Consider the following 18622-nt stretch of genomic DNA (forward strand, 5'->3'; position numbering starts at 1 on the left):
AAATATGATTACACCGACCTCCGATAAAAATAATCTTTTATCAAGGTCGGTGTACTTATTTAACATTACATTTAAACACATAAGACCATTAAGGTCCGCTGCTTAAAAATATTATGGCAAGAGATTTAAAATTCACTAGAAATATCGGTATCGCTGCCCACATCGATGCTGGTAAAACTACAACAACTGAGCGTATCCTTTACTACTCAGGTGTAAACCATAAATTGGGTGAGGTTCACGAAGGTGCTTCAACAATGGACTGGATGGAGCAAGAGGCTGAGCGTGGTATCACAATTACTTCTGCTGCTACGACAGTTTTCTGGCAATACCGTGGTAATAAATACCAAGTAAACGTAATCGATACTCCTGGACACGTGGATTTCACGGTTGAGGTAAATCGTTCATTACGTGTATTAGACGGATTAGTATTCTTATTCTCTGCGGTTGATGGTGTTGAGCCTCAATCAGAGACTAACTGGAGATTGGCTGATAATTACAAAGTACCTCGCATCGGTTTCGTTAATAAAATGGACCGTTCAGGTGCTGACTTCTTAAAAGTTGTTGGTCAAGTAAAATCAATGCTAGGCTCTGATGCTGTAGCATTACAATTACCTATCGGTGCTGAAGATACGTTCACTGGTGTTGTTGATTTAATTAACAACCGTGGTATCGTATGGAATGAGCATGATAAAGGAATGACTTTTACAGAAGTTCCAATTCCAGCAGACATGGTGGACGAGGTTGCTGAATACCGTGAGAAATTATTAGAAGCAGTAGCTGGTTATGATGAGACTTTGATGGAGAAATTCTTCGAAGATCCAAATTCATTGACTGAGCGTGAAATCTTAGATGCTTTACGTAAAGCGGTATTGGATAATGCAATCGTTCCTATGGTATGTGGTTCATCTTTCAAAAATAAAGGTGTTCAAACCATGTTGGATCTAGTAATGGAATTGTTGCCTTCACCTCTTGATATCGAGGCTGTAAAAGGTACTAATCCTGATACTGGTGAAGAAATCACACGTAAACCATCTGTAAACGAGCCTTTCGCAGCTTTAGGTTTTAAAATTGCGACTGACCCATTTGTAGGTCGTCTATGTTTTATCCGTGCTTACTCTGGTAAGTTAGATGCTGGTTCTTATGTATTGAACACTCGTTCAGGAAACAAAGAGCGTATCTCTCGTATCTTCCAAATGCATGCGAACAAACAAAACCCTATCCCTTTCATCGAGGCAGGTGATATCGGCGCTGTTGTAGGTTTCAAAGACATCAAAACTGGTGATACACTTTGTGACGAAAAAGCCCCTATCGTATTAGAGTCTATGACTTTCCCTGAGCCTGTAATTGGTTTGGCGATTGAGCCTAAAACTCAAGCTGACGTAGATAGATTAGGTATTGGTCTTGGTAAATTGGCTGAAGAGGATCCTACGTTCGTTGTAAAAACTGACGAAGAAACTGGTCAAACAGTAATCTCTGGTATGGGTGAGCTTCACTTAGAGATTTTGATCGACCGTTTGAAACGTGAATTTAAAGTTGAGGTTAACCAAGGTGCTCCTCAAGTATCATACAAAGAGTCAATCACAGGTACTACTGAGCACCGTGAGGTATTCAAAAAACAATCAGGTGGTCGTGGTAAATTCGCGGATATCAAAGTTGTTATTTCTCCAGCGGACGAAGATTTCGATTTAACAAAATCACCTCTTCAATTCGTTAATGAAATTGTTGGTGGTAAAATTCCTAAAGAATTTATCCCTTCAGTTCAAAAAGGATTTGAAACTTCAATGAAAAATGGTGTGTTAGCTGGATTCCCATTATCAGGAATGAAAGTTCGTTTGATTGATGGTTCATTCCACGCTGTCGATTCAGATTCATTGTCTTTCGAATTAGCTGCTCGTCAAGCATACCGTGAAGGATTGCCTAAATGTTCTCCAGTGTTAATGGAACCAATTATGAAAATAGAGGTTTTAACGCCAGAAGAAAACATGGGTGATGTAATGGGTGACTTAAACCGTCGTCGTGGTCAAATGCAAGGTTTGGATTCACGTAACGGTGCACAAGTAATCAAAGCATTGGTTCCACTTTCTGAGATGTTCGGTTACGTAACACAATTACGTACAATCACTTCAGGCCGTGCAACATCTACAATGGAATTTGATCACTTTGAAGAAGCTCCTCGTAACGTTGCTGAAGAGGTGATTGCAAAATCAAAAGGTAAAATCAAAGGTTCTGTAGAATAATATAGAACATAGATAGAGGAACAAAGATGAAGTACTGTTGTAATTTGTCTTTGTTCTTTAATCAAATATTAAATAAACACCGATTGCTAGTTGTGAATAGCTCTAATTAGCAGTCATTTTAAATAAATAAAAATGAGCCAAAGAATCAGAATTAAATTGAAATCTTACGATTACAATTTGGTTGACAAATCAGCTGAAAAAATCGTAAAAACAGTAAAACCTACAGGTGCAGTTGTTAGTGGTCCTATTCCATTGCCTACTGAGAAAAAAATCTATACGGTATTACGTTCACCACACGTTAACAAAAAAGCACGTGAGCAATTCCAATTGTGTGCTTACAAAAGATTGTTGGATATCTATTCATCAAACGCTAAAACTGTTGACGCATTGATGAAACTTGAATTGCCTTCAGGTGTTGAAGTAGAAATCAAAGTGTGATAGATTTCAATCACTGAACAAAAAAGGGCTTTTCGCAAGAAAGCCCTTTTTTGTTGTTTATATTTTTTTGATTAGAACTGGTATCCAACACCTACTGAGAATACGCGGTTTTTAGAAGTGACCCCTTCGATATCTTTATACATATTTGTTAATCCTAGTCCATAACCAGCATTGATCAAGAAACCATTTGTTAGTTTGTAACCAGCCAATAAATTTAAACCAGCATCGAAGGTCTTTATACCGGCATCGCCAAAACTTCCGCTTTCACTATAATTTCCTTTACTAGCTTTTGCGTGAATCCCAAACCCAGCATAAGGACCTGCACCAAAAAACACTTTTCCAGCATCTCCGGTAGGAACATAATATACCAAATTTAAAGGAATCTCAATATACATCAGATCATCTTTAGCATCCTCATTCAAACCAAACTCACCAGCAGAAACCTTTCCTCCTTTACCTTGAAGTGAAACGCCAGGCTGTAAGCTAAAGTTTGGAGCCACAGGCATATCTGCAAATCCAGTAATATAAAACGATGTATTAGCGTCCGAAGTATAGGTCGTATTACCTCCGCTTATCTTATATTTAGCAAAGTTAACACCAGCCTTAAGACCATAAGAAGTCTGTGCTTTGGCTCCAGCAATAAAACACAATGCTGCAGCGATTGATAGTAATTTTCTTTTCATAAAAAACAAATTAAATATAGAACGAAAATAGCATATAATTTACTGAAATACAACTAAAAAATCTTGATATATTTCTATAACATTTTTTTAGAATTACAAAAATTGATGTATCTATAATTCAACATAAGGAAGTTATTCAATTTGTATAACTGATCACGAAAACAGTAAAAGCCACATCTTTAGTGGCTTTTATAATTAATACTTTTTGATATGGATCTAATTTCAATAAATCGTCAACAAAACCCACTATCTGTTATTCATACAGTACCCTCCTTGTTATTAATCAACCCAAGATGATAAATGGAAAGGTAATTCAACAGCCTGTTTTACCATGCGGTCCTCATCGAATATATCCATGATGATCAACCCACTATAATAAGGCTTACCATACCGATTATCAGACATTTTTTGGATATTAACTAACTTTCCTCTTGTCTGAAAGCGCTTCCAATTTCTGTCAATCGGACCATAGGATTCTGAGAGCATATAAGGTCCAATATATTCCCAATATCGTACATTAAACATTTTATTTCCTTCGTCAAATGCAATCTCTTGGCCCACCAATTTTGATATATCGCGATCTAGTCTCAAGCTCAGAAACTGACCAGCGTTGGAATAAACATTGTATGCAAACTCTTTATACTTATCTGGTCCCCCAGTAGTATTCACAGAATTATTGGAGGTTCCGGGAATAGCGAAAAAGTTGAAAGCCGGATTAACTGTCATCACATCAAATATCAATGCCTCACATGGGACGTATTGAATTGAGTTAAGTTCTACTTTACCAGCCAATATACGTTCACCACTGGGTTTATTATTTTTGAAAACTTTCCCATCAAAGGAAAAGGACAAACGGCCTCCCTTTTTATCATATTTGAAATCTTTGATCTTAAAAGATTTCTCCGTTTGGAGATGCGGCGCAAAATAATTACCATCATCCGGCGAATTTTGTTTTAAATACTGCACCTTGGCCAGTGCACCATTCTGAAGTAAAGTCAACTTCAACTCAGCGTAATCACCGTTGTCCTCCTTTACTGCGGTAATTAGATTAATCTGTCCACAATTATCCAAATTGTAATCGTAAGTCACCTTTCCTCTAACAGCATGATTGTTGTCCGAAAACAAAATACTCGCTTTAGAATCAGCACCACTTTCTTCCGACTTTTTACAACCAGCTACAAGAAACAAGAAAAAAACAGAAAATACAAGTAGAGATCTATTCATCATATCATCATAATTTTCACAAAAAGAATTAATTATTCACACAAAATACATTAATTATTGTTAAATAGCAAATTACACCATATTAAAGGTCTCGACAAGCTGGGTAACTCTAAATCGTTATGCGCTTTTAAAAACTTTTTGATATTGAATGAGATGTATTGGTATGATGCGATTCAGTAGTGAATCCTACATTTTATGATCTTACAAGACCAATTTTTTAAAAAGCTTGCTACTGTGAAGACCCTAAATATTTAGATCATTAACATCTTAAAAACTTGTGAAAAAGAATTGGGAGGTTCAATACGTCCATTATTTCTAGCAAATGCATTAAAATATTGTAACGGAACCAAAGGCACTTTAAAATTGACAAGAAAGAAAGATGAGAACGGGAGGTTTGTTTACGGAAAAAACAAAATAAGGATATCCTCCAAAATATGATGTATTTAAGTAGCTTTTACATTATTCATACTACCTCGTATTTTTAATTTGCTTTTCGGACAAATTACCCCGGCTTTCAAATGAAATTAAGGTTTAAAAACTTCCCATTTCGTGTTTTATAAGAGCATGATCTACTATCTAAATAATACTAAGTTTTCTCCGGTGCTTTGTCTTAAACAAATTCGCATTAAATTTGTACGATATCCGTATAACAAGCGGATAACAGGTAGATTCAAACCAGACTCAAAGCAGTATTTATTTGGCCTAAGTCCGATTAATATATGGCACAGAACTAGTCAACAACGCAAATGTTCCGAAGAGGTTTCCAAGACAATCCAAAAAAATTAGATTATAAATTCATTTTCAACCATAGCTCAAATGTTGACTGAACCTGCTTATACATAAAACTTAGAAATAACATAATATTAACTTGTACCCTATCAATTATTTCTACCGCAAAAAAAATAAGCATTAAACATTCCGAGATATAACCTAGCAAAAATGTCAAATTTTATTGTTGTCAGTAATTATCCATGCTTGCCATTTCTTATATTAAATCAAAAAATTTCACATATCTACTGTTAGTAATGCTTAAAACTCATTATTAACAGTAGATATGTAGACTATTTCAATTCTGAGCCACTTGCTATTAATAGTTTTGCACATCTAATCTTTCCATTAAACTACCAAAAGGAAACCAATTACAAAACATATTTTTGAAAATAATAAAACTCAAACATCATACAAAAAAAACAAAAAGAAATTAAATTTCTAAAAAAACCATAAATGAGAAAAATAATATCTATATTTACGATATTTAATTATATAATTTAACTTTAATAATGAGAAAAATTTTATTATCAGCTATTTTACTTTCAAGTATAATAGCCTGTAAGAAAGACAATCTTTCTTCTGAAAGCAACCAACAGGAAATTGAACAGAATTTGCTAGATGCCAAATCCGTCTACAAACAGGAGTTTTCTAAAGCTTTTGCTAAGGCTTTAGCCTCCAACTCAGAATTAAGGGCATTTATAAAAAATGAGGCTCTTAAAAAATTTGACCTAGATTATGATATTCTTTATCAGATGGTAAAAGAGGAAATGATTGGGGATAAAAAATTCAAGGATATTATTGCTGAACAATATGAAAAGAAAGAAAATTTGAATGAATTGGATCGACTCTATCCAACACTTACAATTTTTGTTCCTAAGCTACCGATGGATAGTTTTTCCGCTGAAAAATGGAACACGCAAACAGAAATTCCTCAAGTGGCCTATACATTGAACACAACAGCCAATGTCCCTATTGTGAATGAGAAGGGCGAAGAATATATTTTAGAAGCAAAATATATCCCTTCATTCCCCATTGTCGTTATAAAAGAGAACGAAGTAGTAAAAGTAAGCTCAGGTGCGTCTCATTCAACTAAGGCTTCCACTTCTAATGACAACAAAGAAAAAAACTCCGATAAACATTTATTGAAAAGTAGTTTATATACTTTCGAATTTTTAGACGAAGCATTTAACGGCTTAAATGAAAAAAATCAAAAATCTTCACCAAAACTTAGAGCATCAACCATAAATGCTTCTGCTATCGATCCTAAAATCAAGACGGCGTTTGACACTTACAAGAATACAGATGGCTGGCAACGCGATCTTATCTATTATGACATTACACCTGGTCAGCCTAAGGGAAAATTTAATTATGACTATCAAGAACATATAACATCTTTTATGATGAACGACGCTAATAGTTTAGGTATTATCTCTGACCAAGATGGAGATCCCATCAACAATAAAAATTACGCTGACCCATCATGGAAAGGTAATATTCCGAAAGTTCCATGGACAAGCGGAAGTTTCCAATTTCGAGTAAATATCTTAGTAAATGCAAAAAATGGCGTCGGTGCTAGTTTTAATAAGCATTTTGCAGTGGATGGTCCAGATTTATATGATGTTAAATATAAAAGGTTCTTTTTTGGTTTACCCCCAAATTTGTTAAACAATATGCCACCTGTTTGGGAAATCGAGTCTATCAATCCGAAAAAAGTACCTCTTAATATACCACTATTTAATTGGAAACTTGACGAATATGCGTCAACAATTAAGATAATCGTAGAGGAGGTCGACGACACAGCGGAAGAAAGCAGATCAGAAACTCGCACCGTAAAATTTGCGACTAATTTTGGAATCGATGCTTCATTAGGAAATGAAAAAGCTAAAATTGGATTAAAGTTTGGTGCAAGTCTAGAAGAAGATAGATCATCGACAGTATCTTACAAAGTCACGAAACAAAGCGACCAATTAGGAGATGTTATTGTTAATTTTGCAGATAAGATTGTAACAGGCTTTGATGGATCGTCATATACAACGAGAGAATACAGCTCGGGCATGTATACTATTGGAATTGAGCCGAGAAGAGTTCAATAACCAAACCATCTAAAACAATTCGCCCTGCATTTTAGGGATAGAAATGTTAAAGGCAGACAGGAGATCCAAAAAGGAGTCTCCTGTCCGCCGTTTTAAGCCAACCTAATCTGAACCAGCACTATTTGCTTGCCTCAGTTAATACTACAAAATAGCTACAAAATCAAAGAATTGGGCCAATGATCTGAATGATACTATTTCTTCACGTCATTCTCAATAATATTCTTCTCTATCGGATTGAGCGTCTCAAATAATTCCTTGTATACCTCATCTTTACTATCTTCCTCTCCTAGCAGAAATCCCCAGGGCCTAAGTTCTTTTATACGATCCATCACAATCTTAACTATTGCCAAAATAGGAATGGCTAAAAACATCCCGGAAATACCCCATATCATCTCACCGATAATGATGGACAACATCGCAAACAATGAATTTACTTTAACTTTTGAACCCACAATTTTAGGGACGATAAAGTTACTATCAATCATGTGTACAATAATCAACGCTAAGATGACCAAAACCACATGGGTCAACGATGATGTTGCGAAAGTAAGAATGGAAATAATAAGTATAGAGGAAAAAATACCGACATAGGGCAGCACATTAAACACCCCTGTAATTAAAGCTAAAAGCAAACTATATTTGACACCAATCAATGACAAAACTATAAAGACCAAAAGGGAAACTAAGCTCATCTGGATCAATAAACCAATGAGATACTTTTTGACGACATACTGTACCTGCTGTACTACATCGACCACAATGGGCCGGTCTTCGACACGATTGACAAATAGAAGAAACTTCACGATATGCCCTCTATAGATGAGGAGAAAAAATGTATAAAGGAAAGTAAAAACAAATAATATAAACATGGAGGAAAGTGAAACCAATGCCGTTCCTAGAAATAGCGTACCAGAATCCACGGACTTCGAGGCCGTCTTATTGATGAATTCCATCTGCTCTTTGTGCCTTATGCCAAATTGTTCACTCACCCAGCTTTGCAGTTTACTCGCACCATCCATGATCTGCTCTTTAAATGCTGGAAAATCTTCCTTAAGAAGTGTGAGTTGGGAAGCTAATAGAAAAAGCCCATACCCCAAAACTCCGAAGAATAATATCACACTCAAAATGCCCGCTAATGTTCTTGGGAAGCGTAGTTTACGTTCCATAAAATTGCTCAACGGTATCAAAAGCAGGGAGAATAGCAATCCCAAGATCATCGGGACAAGGATGGTATCACCAATCTTTGCTAAATAACCTAACAGGAGAATACTAATAAGTACACTGGCCAACTTCACATAGAATGGTAAAGTAAGAAATCTTTTCATACAGCTATCTTTTGCATAAAAATAACAATTTAGGTCGATTTAAGTTTAATCCATTAAAAAAGTCCCCACAACCGCAGGGACTCTTTCCTCATAATAAGTTTAAGTACTTATATTTCTTATAGTCCGAAACCGATACCAACGGACCAAACTCTGTTTTTAGCCGAACCAACATTAGGTGATAAGTTCGTCAAACCTAAACCATAACCAGCATTGATCTGAAATCCGTTGGTTAATTGATAACCTGCTAAGAAATTTACACCAAAATCGGTACGCTTCATTTCGTCTCCAGAACCACTGCCAAACTTAATATCATCTTCCGTTGTGACACCGGCAAGAGTTTGCTTACTTTTGCCACTTAATCCAAAACCGACATATGGTCCTGCGCCAACAAAGAAATTACCGGACGCACCAGTAGGCAATTTAGCTACTAAATTGACTGGGATATCCAAAGACATAACAGTTACTTTATTTTCACTTGATCCTTCGCTGATGGATTCTTTCCCACCTTTATTTTGCAGGGATAATCCTGGCTGAATAGAAAATGTTGGTGAAATTGGTGCATCCAAATAACCTGTCACAAAAAATCCTGTGATAGATTTTGTACTACCATTGTCCATGGAATATTTAGGAATATTTACACCCGCACGTAATCCGTAACCCAATCCTCCTTGTGCAAATGCGCCCATTGATCCAAATAAAATTGCTGCAGATAATAATAATTTTTTCATGTTTCCCAATTTAATTACTTTGTTCTTTTATCTTTTATTCTCATATATTTCCTGTATGAGATTTCTGACAACGTGTTTTGCAATATCTATTCCAAAATATATAATATGTTCATTTTCAAATCAAAAAAATATTAAAATTTAAAAATACTATACTTACTAATGTCCTTTAAAAAAGACAATTGGTGGAGTAAATTCCACCTTACTATGTTGGTAATAATCATCTAAAAAAGCCTTCGTAAATAGCTGGATACTTTATTGAAGTAAAGCGGCTAAAATTTCGCTTTAAATTGTTAAACACATTTTCATAAACATGCGTTAAAGGCTATGCATTGAAAATACAAGCTTGGTTTTCAGAGCAATGCTTAAAAACTCAAAAGTTTTATCATAAAGATTTTTTAATTCCAATTATAAGTTTTATTTTTGCAGACCTTCAAAAGGAAAAAAATAGGGTCGGATGGCCGAGTGGCTAGGCTGAGGTCTGCAAAACCTCCTACAGCGGTTCGAATCCGCTTCCGACCTCGTTTTATTTTAAACAATAAAAATATTATCAAAATGGGAGTTACACGTTTAAAAAGAAAAGATAGAAGAAATAAAACTGTTTCACGTGTTGAAGTTCAGTTTTTGAAATTAGGAACTAACGTAGAGTTGGGTTCTAGATCAAAAATGAAAGCTAGCAACCAAATCGTTAAAAACGATGCTATCTTAAATCAATTAGCTTCAGAAGCTAAATAAGTAAGAAGAATCTAATAGCCTTTAAAGTATAACTTTAAAGGCTTTTTAATAGGTCCACCATTTGGTGGACTTTTTCTTTTGAGCTCATCCACTGTGCTTCATCCATTCCATTGACTTGAACCTGCTTAAATCTCATTTCCGAAACATGCAGCTCCTTTGCCGAACTGTGTATCGCAACTGCACCCGTTTCTTTTAAAATGTGAACGATATTAGACGCGTCGACCCCTGCACCAGGCATAATTACAATACGGCCATTGGCTTGTTGAACCAACTCTTTGAGTATCGAAACTCCAGCGAGTGCAGAATTTCTTAAACCGGATGTCAAAATACGATCTATCCCCATATCAATAACGTCTTCCAACGCACGGAAAGGATCTTCTACGCGATCAAAGGCGCGGTGGAACGTAACATCCATGGGGCGTGCAGCTTCAACTAACCGCAAGGTATTGACTTTATCGACCGTACCATCTGCATTCAGCATACCGATTACAACGCCATCCATCCCCAACTGCTTACATATTTCAATATCTGCGATCATTTCCAAAATCTCAGTCTCGGTATAAAGGAAGTCCCCTCCACGTGGCCTGATAAGCACATGAATACCAATACTAACCAATTTTCTTACTAACTGTAGCTGGCCAAACGAAGGTGTAGTTCCCCCGTTTTCTAAATTTTGACAAAACTCTACGCGGGTTGCTCCCCCCTTTTCGGCCTCTATAGCAGACGCTACAGAATTTGAACAGATTTCTAATTGGTAGTTTCCAATCGCCTTTTCCTTCATTTGATTTTATTAAGCTATTTTTCGTTTACGCGAATAACGTAAAAAAATAGCAAATAACCTATTCTCTTCCCTGTATTGGACTAATACTAAGGTTAAAAAGAGTAAAACTAATAGTTACGCATACAAATTAAAACATTAAAAACATTCTGCTTACCTATTTGTATTTACCTTACATGTTTTTATTTAAACAGCTAAAAATCAATTGTATATCATTTTAAGTAAATTATCATGGCAATTGTATCGAAGAATATGGAGACGCAGGAGAAAATTATCAGCACTTTTGAAGAGCTCCAACAAGCTATTTATGACCTTAAGCATCAAGTCGTTGAATTTGAGCTACTTTTCAATCAGGCGTGCAACAGACATATTGATTCCAATTTCCAAAAGGAATGGTTGCTGGATAGAATTTCTTCGCGCTACGATATGATAACACTTCGCCACGATGTGATGCTGCTGGTTCGCGACACAATTTCTGGATTCCGGGATTTTGACGGTTATTTTCTTGATGTCAAGCAGTTACTACAGTCGATCGAATCATTGATGCTCAGCCATGCCGATGAGGAAGAATATGAAATTGCAGCTATTATCAAAAAATGGCATGAAAAATTTGCCCAAGCGATTTATTTCGTAAACGACTTCACCTATTAAGTCGCCGTTTTGTTATACTTTTGCAGCATTGTAAAATATTGAGAAATGCGCAAACCTTCAGCTATTGTTGACTTACATACCGATGCCTTCCTTGATGATTGGGAAGATTATTCACCAGAGGAACTCTTACAGGAATCCATTGATTTTATGCGATCTAATCTAGACGCAGCTATTTATTGGGAAATGAACGAAATAAAGTTTATTCATGGCAAGGGAAAAGGAATGCTCAAAAAAATGGTTTTTGAAGAACTGAAGGAATACAAGGATAATGGATCTATTGAACGTTATTATACATCCTACCAGAATGAAGATATTGTGGTCGTTGTCATAGGAATTTAAAAAGGCTACCTATTCTCAGGCAGCCTTAGCGTGATGTGCAGTTACTTAATTGCTGGTGTAATAATCACCTTACGGAATTCAACCGGACCGTGATCCCCCTGGAAATAGATCGGTCCCGGCTCTGCCTCTTTGCTATCCAACGCACCGCCAGTTATGCCTGGGATTTCTTGATTACAGATCACAGTCTTACCATTTGCCACTACCGTCACGAGACGGCCAATAAGTGTAATGTCGAATGTTTGCCATTGTCCGGCTCCTTTATTGACCATTTCATTAGCAGCTAAAAAGCCATATACCCCTGCGAAAAGCACGGCATTTGGATGGGCATCCTTGGGACTATCCTCTATCTGAACCTCATAACGACCTCTCAGGTAGACTCCACTGTTGCTCCCTGCTGGAATTTTAAACTCGACGTGCAATTTGAAATCTTCAAATTTTTGTTCAGAAACTAAATTAGATCCGGACTGCGGACTGGTCAAAATACCATTTTTTACCAACCATTGATTTGTCTTACCTGTGGCTTTCCATCCGGATAGATCCTTGCCATTGAATAGTTGAATAGGTTTACCCCATTTGACAGCAGCGGTGCGCTTTAGTTCTGGAGCGCGTGTACCTTTAAAACGATATGTTTTGCCATCCGGCTCTGTTATCGTTCCTTCCAAAACACCATTGACAAGTTCGCCCTCCACACTCAAATTCATCTTTCCACTCTCCCATTGAGGAGGGATAGAAAACTTAAACTTTCCTTTTTCGTAAAACACATGAGAAACCGGTCGGGCACTCCCAGAAGTACTCACATAGTGACCGACTAACGTTCTATAGCCTGACAATTTCACCTCTAACCAGGATGGTGCTGGTGTACCGTTGACATCTACTTCGATATCCCATCGCCCTATCAGCTCTTTACCCTCTACATCTTGTTGATAATGGAAAGACTCTCCAACTGAATGTGTAGCAAAGGTTACTTGCGGTAATGCACAAGAGGCCAAAATTCCTAAAAGAAATGCCGCTTTTCTGTTCATATTATTTATGTTTATATTCGAATTGACAGTAAATTTAAAGCAATTTATCTGTTTAACATCGGGTTTACAAAGATATTATGTTAAAAATAGATATAAAAAAAGCCCTAACTTTCGTTAGAGCTCTCTTAGTCGGGGTGGCAGGATTCGAACCTACGACCTCCACATCCCAAATGTGGCGCGATACCGGGCTACGCTACACCCCGAAAAAGGTATCACCTTTGTTTTGTGTGGCACAAAAGTACATTAAATATAGCTATCTTTCAAGAATATTCTTCATAAAACACTTAACAAACTGATTTATTGTAAAATAATTTATGAAAGATTTAATGCCTCAATCAATTTCGGTATAAAAACTAATATAACACCCCCCTAACTTGTAGAATAAATACACAAGCAAACGATTAAAATAGTGGTAGCTTAAACGGCAGGACCGGTTAAATGTTCTAAAGATTGAGCAATAGCGTATCTTAAAGACCCGAGATCTTCACCCTGTCCCGAAACAAAAAAAGCCCTAACTTTCGTTAGAGCTTTTTATAGTCGGGGTGGCAGGATTCGAACCTACGACCTCCACATCCCAAATGTGGCGCGATACCGGGCTACGCTACACCCCGAAAAGGTATCACCTTTGTTTTGTGTGCACAAATATACGCTTCTTACAATTTATTTGCAAATGAAATGCACAAAATAAAACTAACCTGTTGTTTCATTGCGACATATTCTTACTCACAACCGTCTTTTCCATTTACAGCACGTCTCCGATAACTCGCTTTTATTTCAGCACCTAACATGTTCGGATATGAACATCAGGTGTTCATATCCAAACACTTAAATCATTAAAAAAAAATGTAATTCATTCACTACTAGATATTTATTGATTTGGCAGTTCTTTTGAAACTGACCGAAATTAATATTTTTAAGAGTCTGTAGATTAAAATATTATTCAAAGCTATTGATTATCAGAAGATCAAAATGAACACATATAACGAAAAGTATGATAAAGAATTATTTACAAATCGCATGGCGGAACCTGATGAAAAACAAGGTCTTCTCCTTTATCAATATTCTTGGTTTAACGATAGGGATCACGGTCTGTGCTATGATATTCCTATTTATTGCCAATCAGTTTAGTTTTGACAAATTTCACAGCCAGGGTGACCGCATTTATCGCCTCATGCGCGGTTTCGACAATAGCAAAGATCGTGCACCTTATTTATCTGCCCCATATGCTCCTGCCCTATTAACCGATTATCCGGATGAAATCAAAAAGGCTGTACGAGTCATGCCCGCCAATGGACTATTCGCTTTTGATAGCATTACGTTCAATGAAAAAAAACTCTTTATTGCTGATGCTGATTTCTTTGAACTCTTTAGCTTTCCCCTGCTCAAAGGAAATCCAACGACTGTTTTGAAAAACCCAACAAGTGTAGTATTAACAGAAAAAACAGCGAGAAAATATTTTGGAAATGACAATCCAATTGGCAAAATACTCCAGTTGGATAAAAGCAAACAACTCACCGTTACAGGGATTGCAAAAGATCTTCCGGTCAACTCTCACTTAGATTTTGATTTGGTCATTCCATTATCCAACTATATCAATACCGAACCGTTCAAAGCATGGGAAAACAACAACTTATTTACTTATATCCTACTCAACGAAAATAAAAACGCCCAAAAACTTGAAAATCAACTCCCCTCTTTTATGGACAGGCATATGAAAGCGGTTTCCACAAATATGGGAATTCATTTTGATCTAGCGCTCACCCCGCTGAAAGACGTATATCTTGAGCCACACAGCGCATTTGACAGTGCAAAACATGGTGACAAAAAAGTCATTTACATCTTTTTATCGATCGCCATACTCATATTGGTTATCGCCTGCATCAACTTCATGAATCTTTCAACGATACGTGCGGTTGACCGATCAAAAGAAGTCGGCTTACGGAAGGTGCTCGGAGCACAACGTATTCAATTAATGGGACAGTTTATCGGAGAGTCTATTTTACTAACTGCAATATCCTGTTTGCTCGCCATCTGCCTGCTACAACTATTAATGCCCATATACAATCAGCTCTTGGGATACACGCTGACAGTTCCCTGGAATTGGTGGCCCATCTATATTTTTCTACTGGCGCTTATCGTTATTGTAGGCTTATTAGCAGGCAGCTATCCTGCATTATACCTTTCGACCTTTTCCCCTACACAAGCATTAAAAGGGAAATTACGCATAGGTAAAGGAGGAACGCTGTTTCGCCATACGTTAGTTGTGGTGCAGTTCAGCATCTCCATTCTGCTTATCATAGGTACAATGATTATTACCAAGCAGATGAAATATGTAAAAGAAATGGGGCTTGGATACGACGACCAACAGACCGTCGTTATCCCTATTGACAATGAAGAACTATATAACAACCTACGTACATTCAAAAATGAACTATCCGCGAGCAGCGACATTGCATCGGTCTCCTTTATGTCTGGCGAACCAGGCGGCTTTTTCGATAGCCACACATTTGAAGTAGAGAGAAAAATCGGTGAGAAGTGGAAATCCAGAACTGAATTCACTGATTTTGATTACGTAAGCACCTTAAAACTCAAAATAATTGCCGGCCGTAACTTCTCGGCGCAATATCCAACAGACTCCGCTAGCGCCGTATTAGTTAATCGTACTGCAGCATCAATGCTCGGATATACTCCAGAACAGGCCGTTGGAAAATGGATAAAAAATACGATCCGTGACCAATCTCCACGAACAATCATCGGCGTAGTGGACGACTTCAACTTTCTATCCCTAAAAGAAAACATGGATGCACTCGTGATTTCTCCTTCCGATGACCTAAGGGTAGCGCTTCTGAGATTGAACACAAAGGATTTCCCTGCGGCGCTAAATACTATTAAAAAGGCATTGGCTAAATCAGCTCCCTTATACCCTTTTGAATATAGCTTTTTGGACCAAAAGTTTGACACCCTCTACAAAACCGACCTCAGGCAACAGCGCATTCTTAGTCTTTTTGCGGGATTAGCCATATTTATAGCCTGTCTCGGCCTATACGGCCTAGCTTCATTTACGGCTACCAAAAGAAATAAAGAGATTGGAATACGTAAGGTGCTTGGCGCCTCGGTATCCGGCGTTACAGCATTGTTGTCAAAAGATTTTCTGAAACCCGTACTAATTGCTTTACTTATCGCGGCACCAACTGCCTGGCTGATCATGAATAAATGGCTGGAGGACTTTGCTTACCGCATTACTATTCCATGGTGGCTCTTTTTGCTCGCGGGAACTGTGACGATAGCGATCGCTCTGATTACGGTAGGATGGCAAGCCATCCGAATAGCGATAGCCAATCCTGTAAATAGTTTACGAGACGAATAATAGACAAAACAAAAAAAGCTCGACATTCATCGAGCTTTTAAGTCGGGGTGGCAGGATTCGAACCTACGACCTCCACATCCCAAATGTGGCGCGATACCGGGCTACGCTACACCCCGAAAAGGTATCACCTTTGTTTTGTGTGGCACAAATATCTAATCATTTTTTGACTTTGTCAACAGTCGACCAAAAAATAATCACTAACCAACTGATTAATTGCATACTATTTTTACAACAACAATATATTCTCTAGCATTTACCCGTCGAAAACCCCACCTAAATAACAGCCAAAGGAATATTCAAAATATCTTTAAATTATCCAATTCATTTTCATATCTTTGCATCCGATTTGAATATCAGTCAATAGTTTTTTAAAAAAGTATTTTTATATTCAGAAAATAAGTCGTAATATTGCATTCCGATTTTTACAGGATATAAATCGTTAATAATTACTCGAAATCATGGATTTAGTAAAATTTGTAGAAGAACAAGCGGTAGTAAAGAATGAAATTCCCGCTTTCAAAGCTGGAGATACCATCAGCGTTCATTATAAAATTCGCGAAGGAAATAAAGAGCGTGTACAGGTGTACCAAGGTGTAGTAATTCAATTAAACAGCGAAGGTGCTAACGCTACTTTTACCGTTCGTAAAATCTCAAACGGTGTAGGTGTTGAACGTATTTTCCCTGTAAACTCACCAAACATTGAAAAAATTGTAGTAAACAGCTACGGTAAAGTTCGTCGCGCGAAATTATTCTATTTACGCGGCCTTACTGGTAAAGCTGCTCGTATTAAATCGAAAAGAATCTAATTACGACTACCACGGCATAAAAAAAGGCTTTGAAATCATTCAAAGCCTTTTTTTATGGACTATAGATTTCCTTTTTACCCCCCAAGCCATATTACCAACTTCCTTCTGTAATAAATTTAGGATAATTATATCTTGCTGTTTAAAATAGTCCCCTCTTTTTGCCGCGCTAAAACATTTTACTTACTTTTAATACCGTATTGTCTTCACTTTATTTTTGGCACGAATAATTAAACTATATATCGATGAGAACTATCGCTTTTATCCTTATTTTTATTATCTATCCGAACTTTGCTTTCGCACAGCGGAATATGAATGAATTTCTTCAACTACAGCCGCAGCCTCAAGTGTACTATGTGCAGCCAATAACTGATGTTATTACTATAGATGGAAAAGACAATGAAGATTCGTGGTCTAAAGCCGTATGGACAGATTCATTTAAGGATATTGAGGGATTGCAAAAACCTCATCCCATATTTGACACAAAAGTCAAGATGCTTTGGGACAAAGAAAACCTATACTTATTTGCTAAGCTTGAAGAGCCTCATATTAAAGGATATTTAAAACAAAAGGACACCATCATTTATCACGACAATGACTTTGAAGTTTTTCTTAAGCCAAATTTACTATCTCCGGAATATATAGAGATTGAAGTAAATGCTTTAAATACGGTCATGGATCTTTTGATGACTAAACCGTATCGCTTTGGCGGCAGGGCTAATCTAAATTGGGACACAAAAGATATTGAAAGCGCCGTTTATCATGCAGGCACAATCAACAACCCGAAAGATAAGGATGAATATTGGACGGTGGAAATGAAAATACCGGTTAAGAGTCTGAAATACTTTGGCGAAGGAGATCAGATTAAGGCCAATGAAATCTGGAAGATAAATTTCTCCCGAGTTCAATGGCTTTATGAAAATACGGGAACAACTTATAGCAAGAAAAAAGACAATACTGGAAAGAATCTTGCCGAGGAGAACTGGGTATGGTCTCCTATTGGGCTTGTTAACATGCACTATCCGGAACGATGGGGGCATATCAAATTTATCGATAGTTCAAATCAGCTATTTATCGACGAGCAATTCTTATCTCTTGAAAAAATGGCCTGGAATATTTCTTATTTACAACAAATTTATAGAAACGATAAAAAACGCTATGCGACGTCTGTTCTGGAATTGAGCAAACTATATCCCGAAATTCTGAATGAGCGAAAAAAATATGGCATCATATTTTCAAATAGTAATAATTTCTATCGTGTTGAAATCAAGTCAAAAACAAAGCCTACATTAAAGACAACGATAGATAGCCGGGGTAATATTTATTTTTAATTTAATTATTAGAGCAATCTTCAATGCTAATTTTTAATAATAATTGCTACCTTTGTATCCCGTACATAAAGCAACTATTATTGGTCATTTTGGCCACATA

General features: G+C 36.9%; 15 protein-coding genes and 4 tRNA genes. 10 read left to right on the forward strand and 9 right to left on the reverse strand.

The annotated features are described in order from the left end of the window. Window positions 1–113: 113 nt before the first annotated feature. On the forward strand, window positions 114–2237 hold the full coding sequence (gene fusA, locus B3E00_RS18885; protein WP_209581590.1) for an elongation factor G: 2124 nt from the start codon (window positions 114–116) through the stop codon (window positions 2235–2237). Between the two features lie 132 nt (window positions 2238–2369). Next, window positions 2370–2675: a 30S ribosomal protein S10 gene (gene rpsJ / locus B3E00_RS18890; RefSeq protein WP_028070501.1), complete on the forward strand. Its 306-nt coding sequence runs from the start codon at window positions 2370–2372 to the stop codon at window positions 2673–2675. Between the two features lie 71 nt (window positions 2676–2746). Here rpsJ and B3E00_RS18895 read toward each other — a convergent pair whose 3' ends face one another. Continuing rightward, entirely contained in the window at window positions 2747–3358 is a 612-nt protein-coding gene (locus tag B3E00_RS18895; RefSeq protein WP_293939675.1) for a porin family protein, read from the reverse strand. Window positions 3359–3637: 279 nt separating this feature from the next. Then, window positions 3638–4585, reverse strand: a complete 948-nt coding sequence (locus tag B3E00_RS18900; protein WP_293939676.1) for a hypothetical protein — start codon at window positions 4583–4585, stop codon at window positions 3638–3640. Window positions 4586–5862: 1277 nt separating this feature from the next. On the opposite strand from B3E00_RS18900, the gene B3E00_RS18905 reads away from it, so the two are divergent. Next, entirely contained in the window at window positions 5863–7446 is a 1584-nt protein-coding gene (locus B3E00_RS18905; protein WP_293939677.1) for a hypothetical protein, read from the forward strand. A 191-nt stretch (window positions 7447–7637) separates the two neighbouring features. Here B3E00_RS18905 and B3E00_RS18910 read toward each other — a convergent pair whose 3' ends face one another. Both B3E00_RS18910 and B3E00_RS18915 read right to left on the reverse strand, forming a co-directional pair. After that, window positions 7638–8771 (reverse strand): AI-2E family transporter, encoded by a 1134-nt coding sequence (locus tag B3E00_RS18910; protein ID WP_293939678.1) that lies wholly within the window; start codon window positions 8769–8771, stop codon window positions 7638–7640. A gap of 116 nt (window positions 8772–8887) precedes the next feature. Further along, the gene (locus B3E00_RS18915) at window positions 8888–9499 is read right to left on the reverse strand and encodes a porin family protein (protein WP_209581570.1); all 612 of its coding nucleotides are present in this window, start codon (window positions 9497–9499) and stop codon (window positions 8888–8890) included. 448 nt (window positions 9500–9947) lie between these two features. Here B3E00_RS18915 and B3E00_RS18920 point away from each other — a divergent pair. After that, a tRNA-Cys gene (locus tag B3E00_RS18920) sits at window positions 9948–10018 on the forward strand. Between the two features lie 33 nt (window positions 10019–10051). After that, window positions 10052–10231: a hypothetical protein gene (locus B3E00_RS18925; protein WP_046671880.1), complete on the forward strand. Its 180-nt coding sequence runs from the start codon at window positions 10052–10054 to the stop codon at window positions 10229–10231. 34 nt (window positions 10232–10265) lie between these two features. On the opposite strand, the gene B3E00_RS18930 is transcribed toward B3E00_RS18925, so the two are convergent. Next, window positions 10266–11012 carry a copper homeostasis protein CutC gene (locus B3E00_RS18930; RefSeq protein ID WP_293939680.1) on the reverse strand — a complete coding sequence of 249 codons (747 nt, stop codon included), beginning with the start codon at window positions 11010–11012 and terminating at the stop codon, window positions 10266–10268. A gap of 228 nt (window positions 11013–11240) precedes the next feature. Between B3E00_RS18930 and B3E00_RS18935 the strand changes: the two genes are divergently transcribed. Both B3E00_RS18935 and B3E00_RS18940 read left to right on the forward strand, forming a co-directional pair. Then, window positions 11241–11660, forward strand: a complete 420-nt coding sequence (locus B3E00_RS18935) for a hypothetical protein (protein WP_209581568.1) — start codon at window positions 11241–11243, stop codon at window positions 11658–11660. A gap of 45 nt (window positions 11661–11705) precedes the next feature. Continuing rightward, the gene (locus tag B3E00_RS18940; protein ID WP_209581567.1) at window positions 11706–11999 is read left to right on the forward strand and encodes a Smr/MutS family protein; all 294 of its coding nucleotides are present in this window, start codon (window positions 11706–11708) and stop codon (window positions 11997–11999) included. Between the two features lie 41 nt (window positions 12000–12040). Here the strand turns inward: B3E00_RS18940 and B3E00_RS18945 are convergent, their stop codons facing one another. From B3E00_RS18945 to B3E00_RS18955, 3 genes are all read right to left on the reverse strand, one after another. After that, a complete protein-coding gene (locus B3E00_RS18945) occupies window positions 12041–13021 on the reverse strand; it encodes a 3-keto-disaccharide hydrolase (protein ID WP_293888849.1) in 981 nt (326 codons plus the stop codon). Window positions 13022–13150: 129 nt separating this feature from the next. Further along, window positions 13151–13224, reverse strand: a tRNA-Pro gene (locus tag B3E00_RS18950). A 334-nt stretch (window positions 13225–13558) separates the two neighbouring features. After that, a tRNA-Pro gene (locus tag B3E00_RS18955) sits at window positions 13559–13632 on the reverse strand. Window positions 13633–14012: 380 nt separating this feature from the next. Here B3E00_RS18955 and B3E00_RS18960 point away from each other — a divergent pair. Beyond that, entirely contained in the window at window positions 14013–16388 is a 2376-nt protein-coding gene (locus tag B3E00_RS18960; RefSeq protein ID WP_293939682.1) for an ABC transporter permease, read from the forward strand. 42 nt (window positions 16389–16430) lie between these two features. Here B3E00_RS18960 and B3E00_RS18965 read toward each other — a convergent pair. Continuing rightward, window positions 16431–16504: transfer RNA gene (locus tag B3E00_RS18965), tRNA-Pro, on the reverse strand. Window positions 16505–16846: 342 nt separating this feature from the next. Here B3E00_RS18965 and rplS point away from each other — a divergent pair. Both rplS and B3E00_RS18975 read left to right on the forward strand, forming a co-directional pair. Then, window positions 16847–17194 carry a 50S ribosomal protein L19 gene (gene rplS, locus B3E00_RS18970; RefSeq protein ID WP_209581561.1) on the forward strand — a complete coding sequence of 116 codons (348 nt, stop codon included), beginning with the start codon at window positions 16847–16849 and terminating at the stop codon, window positions 17192–17194. A gap of 242 nt (window positions 17195–17436) precedes the next feature. Continuing rightward, complete coding sequence (locus tag B3E00_RS18975; protein WP_293939684.1) at window positions 17437–18522, forward strand: carbohydrate-binding family 9-like protein; 1086 nt, start codon at window positions 17437–17439, stop codon at window positions 18520–18522. Window positions 18523–18622: the final 100 nt, after the last annotated feature.

This window comes from Sphingobacterium sp. UBA5996 (assembly GCF_002429765.1).
Classification (GTDB): Bacteria; Bacteroidota; Bacteroidia; order Sphingobacteriales; family Sphingobacteriaceae; genus Sphingobacterium.

What these genes read in the sequence shown, in the direction of transcription:
- B3E00_RS18925 (WP_046671880.1), top strand. Translation starts at nt 10,052, where the DNA reads ATGGGAGTTACACGTTTAAAAAGAAAAGATAGAAGAAATAAAACTGTT.
- B3E00_RS18940 (WP_209581567.1), top strand. Translation starts at nt 11,706, where the DNA reads ATGCGCAAACCTTCAGCTATTGTTGACTTACATACCGATGCCTTCCTT.
- B3E00_RS18935 (WP_209581568.1), top strand. Translation starts at nt 11,241, where the DNA reads ATGGCAATTGTATCGAAGAATATGGAGACGCAGGAGAAAATTATCAGC.
- B3E00_RS18905 (WP_293939677.1), top strand. Translation starts at nt 5,863, where the DNA reads ATGAGAAAAATTTTATTATCAGCTATTTTACTTTCAAGTATAATAGCC.
- B3E00_RS18915 (WP_209581570.1), bottom strand. Translation starts at nt 9,499, where the DNA reads ATGAAAAAATTATTATTATCTGCAGCAATTTTATTTGGATCAATGGGC.
- rplS (WP_209581561.1), top strand. Translation starts at nt 16,847, where the DNA reads ATGGATTTAGTAAAATTTGTAGAAGAACAAGCGGTAGTAAAGAATGAA.
- B3E00_RS18930 (WP_293939680.1), bottom strand. Translation starts at nt 11,012, where the DNA reads ATGAAGGAAAAGGCGATTGGAAACTACCAATTAGAAATCTGTTCAAAT.
- B3E00_RS18910 (WP_293939678.1), bottom strand. Translation starts at nt 8,771, where the DNA reads ATGAAAAGATTTCTTACTTTACCATTCTATGTGAAGTTGGCCAGTGTA.
- rpsJ (WP_028070501.1), top strand. Translation starts at nt 2,370, where the DNA reads ATGAGCCAAAGAATCAGAATTAAATTGAAATCTTACGATTACAATTTG.
- fusA (WP_209581590.1), top strand. Translation starts at nt 114, where the DNA reads ATGGCAAGAGATTTAAAATTCACTAGAAATATCGGTATCGCTGCCCAC.
- B3E00_RS18975 (WP_293939684.1), top strand. Translation starts at nt 17,437, where the DNA reads ATGAGAACTATCGCTTTTATCCTTATTTTTATTATCTATCCGAACTTT.
- B3E00_RS18945 (WP_293888849.1), bottom strand. Translation starts at nt 13,021, where the DNA reads ATGAACAGAAAAGCGGCATTTCTTTTAGGAATTTTGGCCTCTTGTGCA.
- B3E00_RS18895 (WP_293939675.1), bottom strand. Translation starts at nt 3,358, where the DNA reads ATGAAAAGAAAATTACTATCAATCGCTGCAGCATTGTGTTTTATTGCT.
- B3E00_RS18960 (WP_293939682.1), top strand. Translation starts at nt 14,013, where the DNA reads ATGATAAAGAATTATTTACAAATCGCATGGCGGAACCTGATGAAAAAC.
- B3E00_RS18900 (WP_293939676.1), bottom strand. Translation starts at nt 4,585, where the DNA reads ATGATGAATAGATCTCTACTTGTATTTTCTGTTTTTTTCTTGTTTCTT.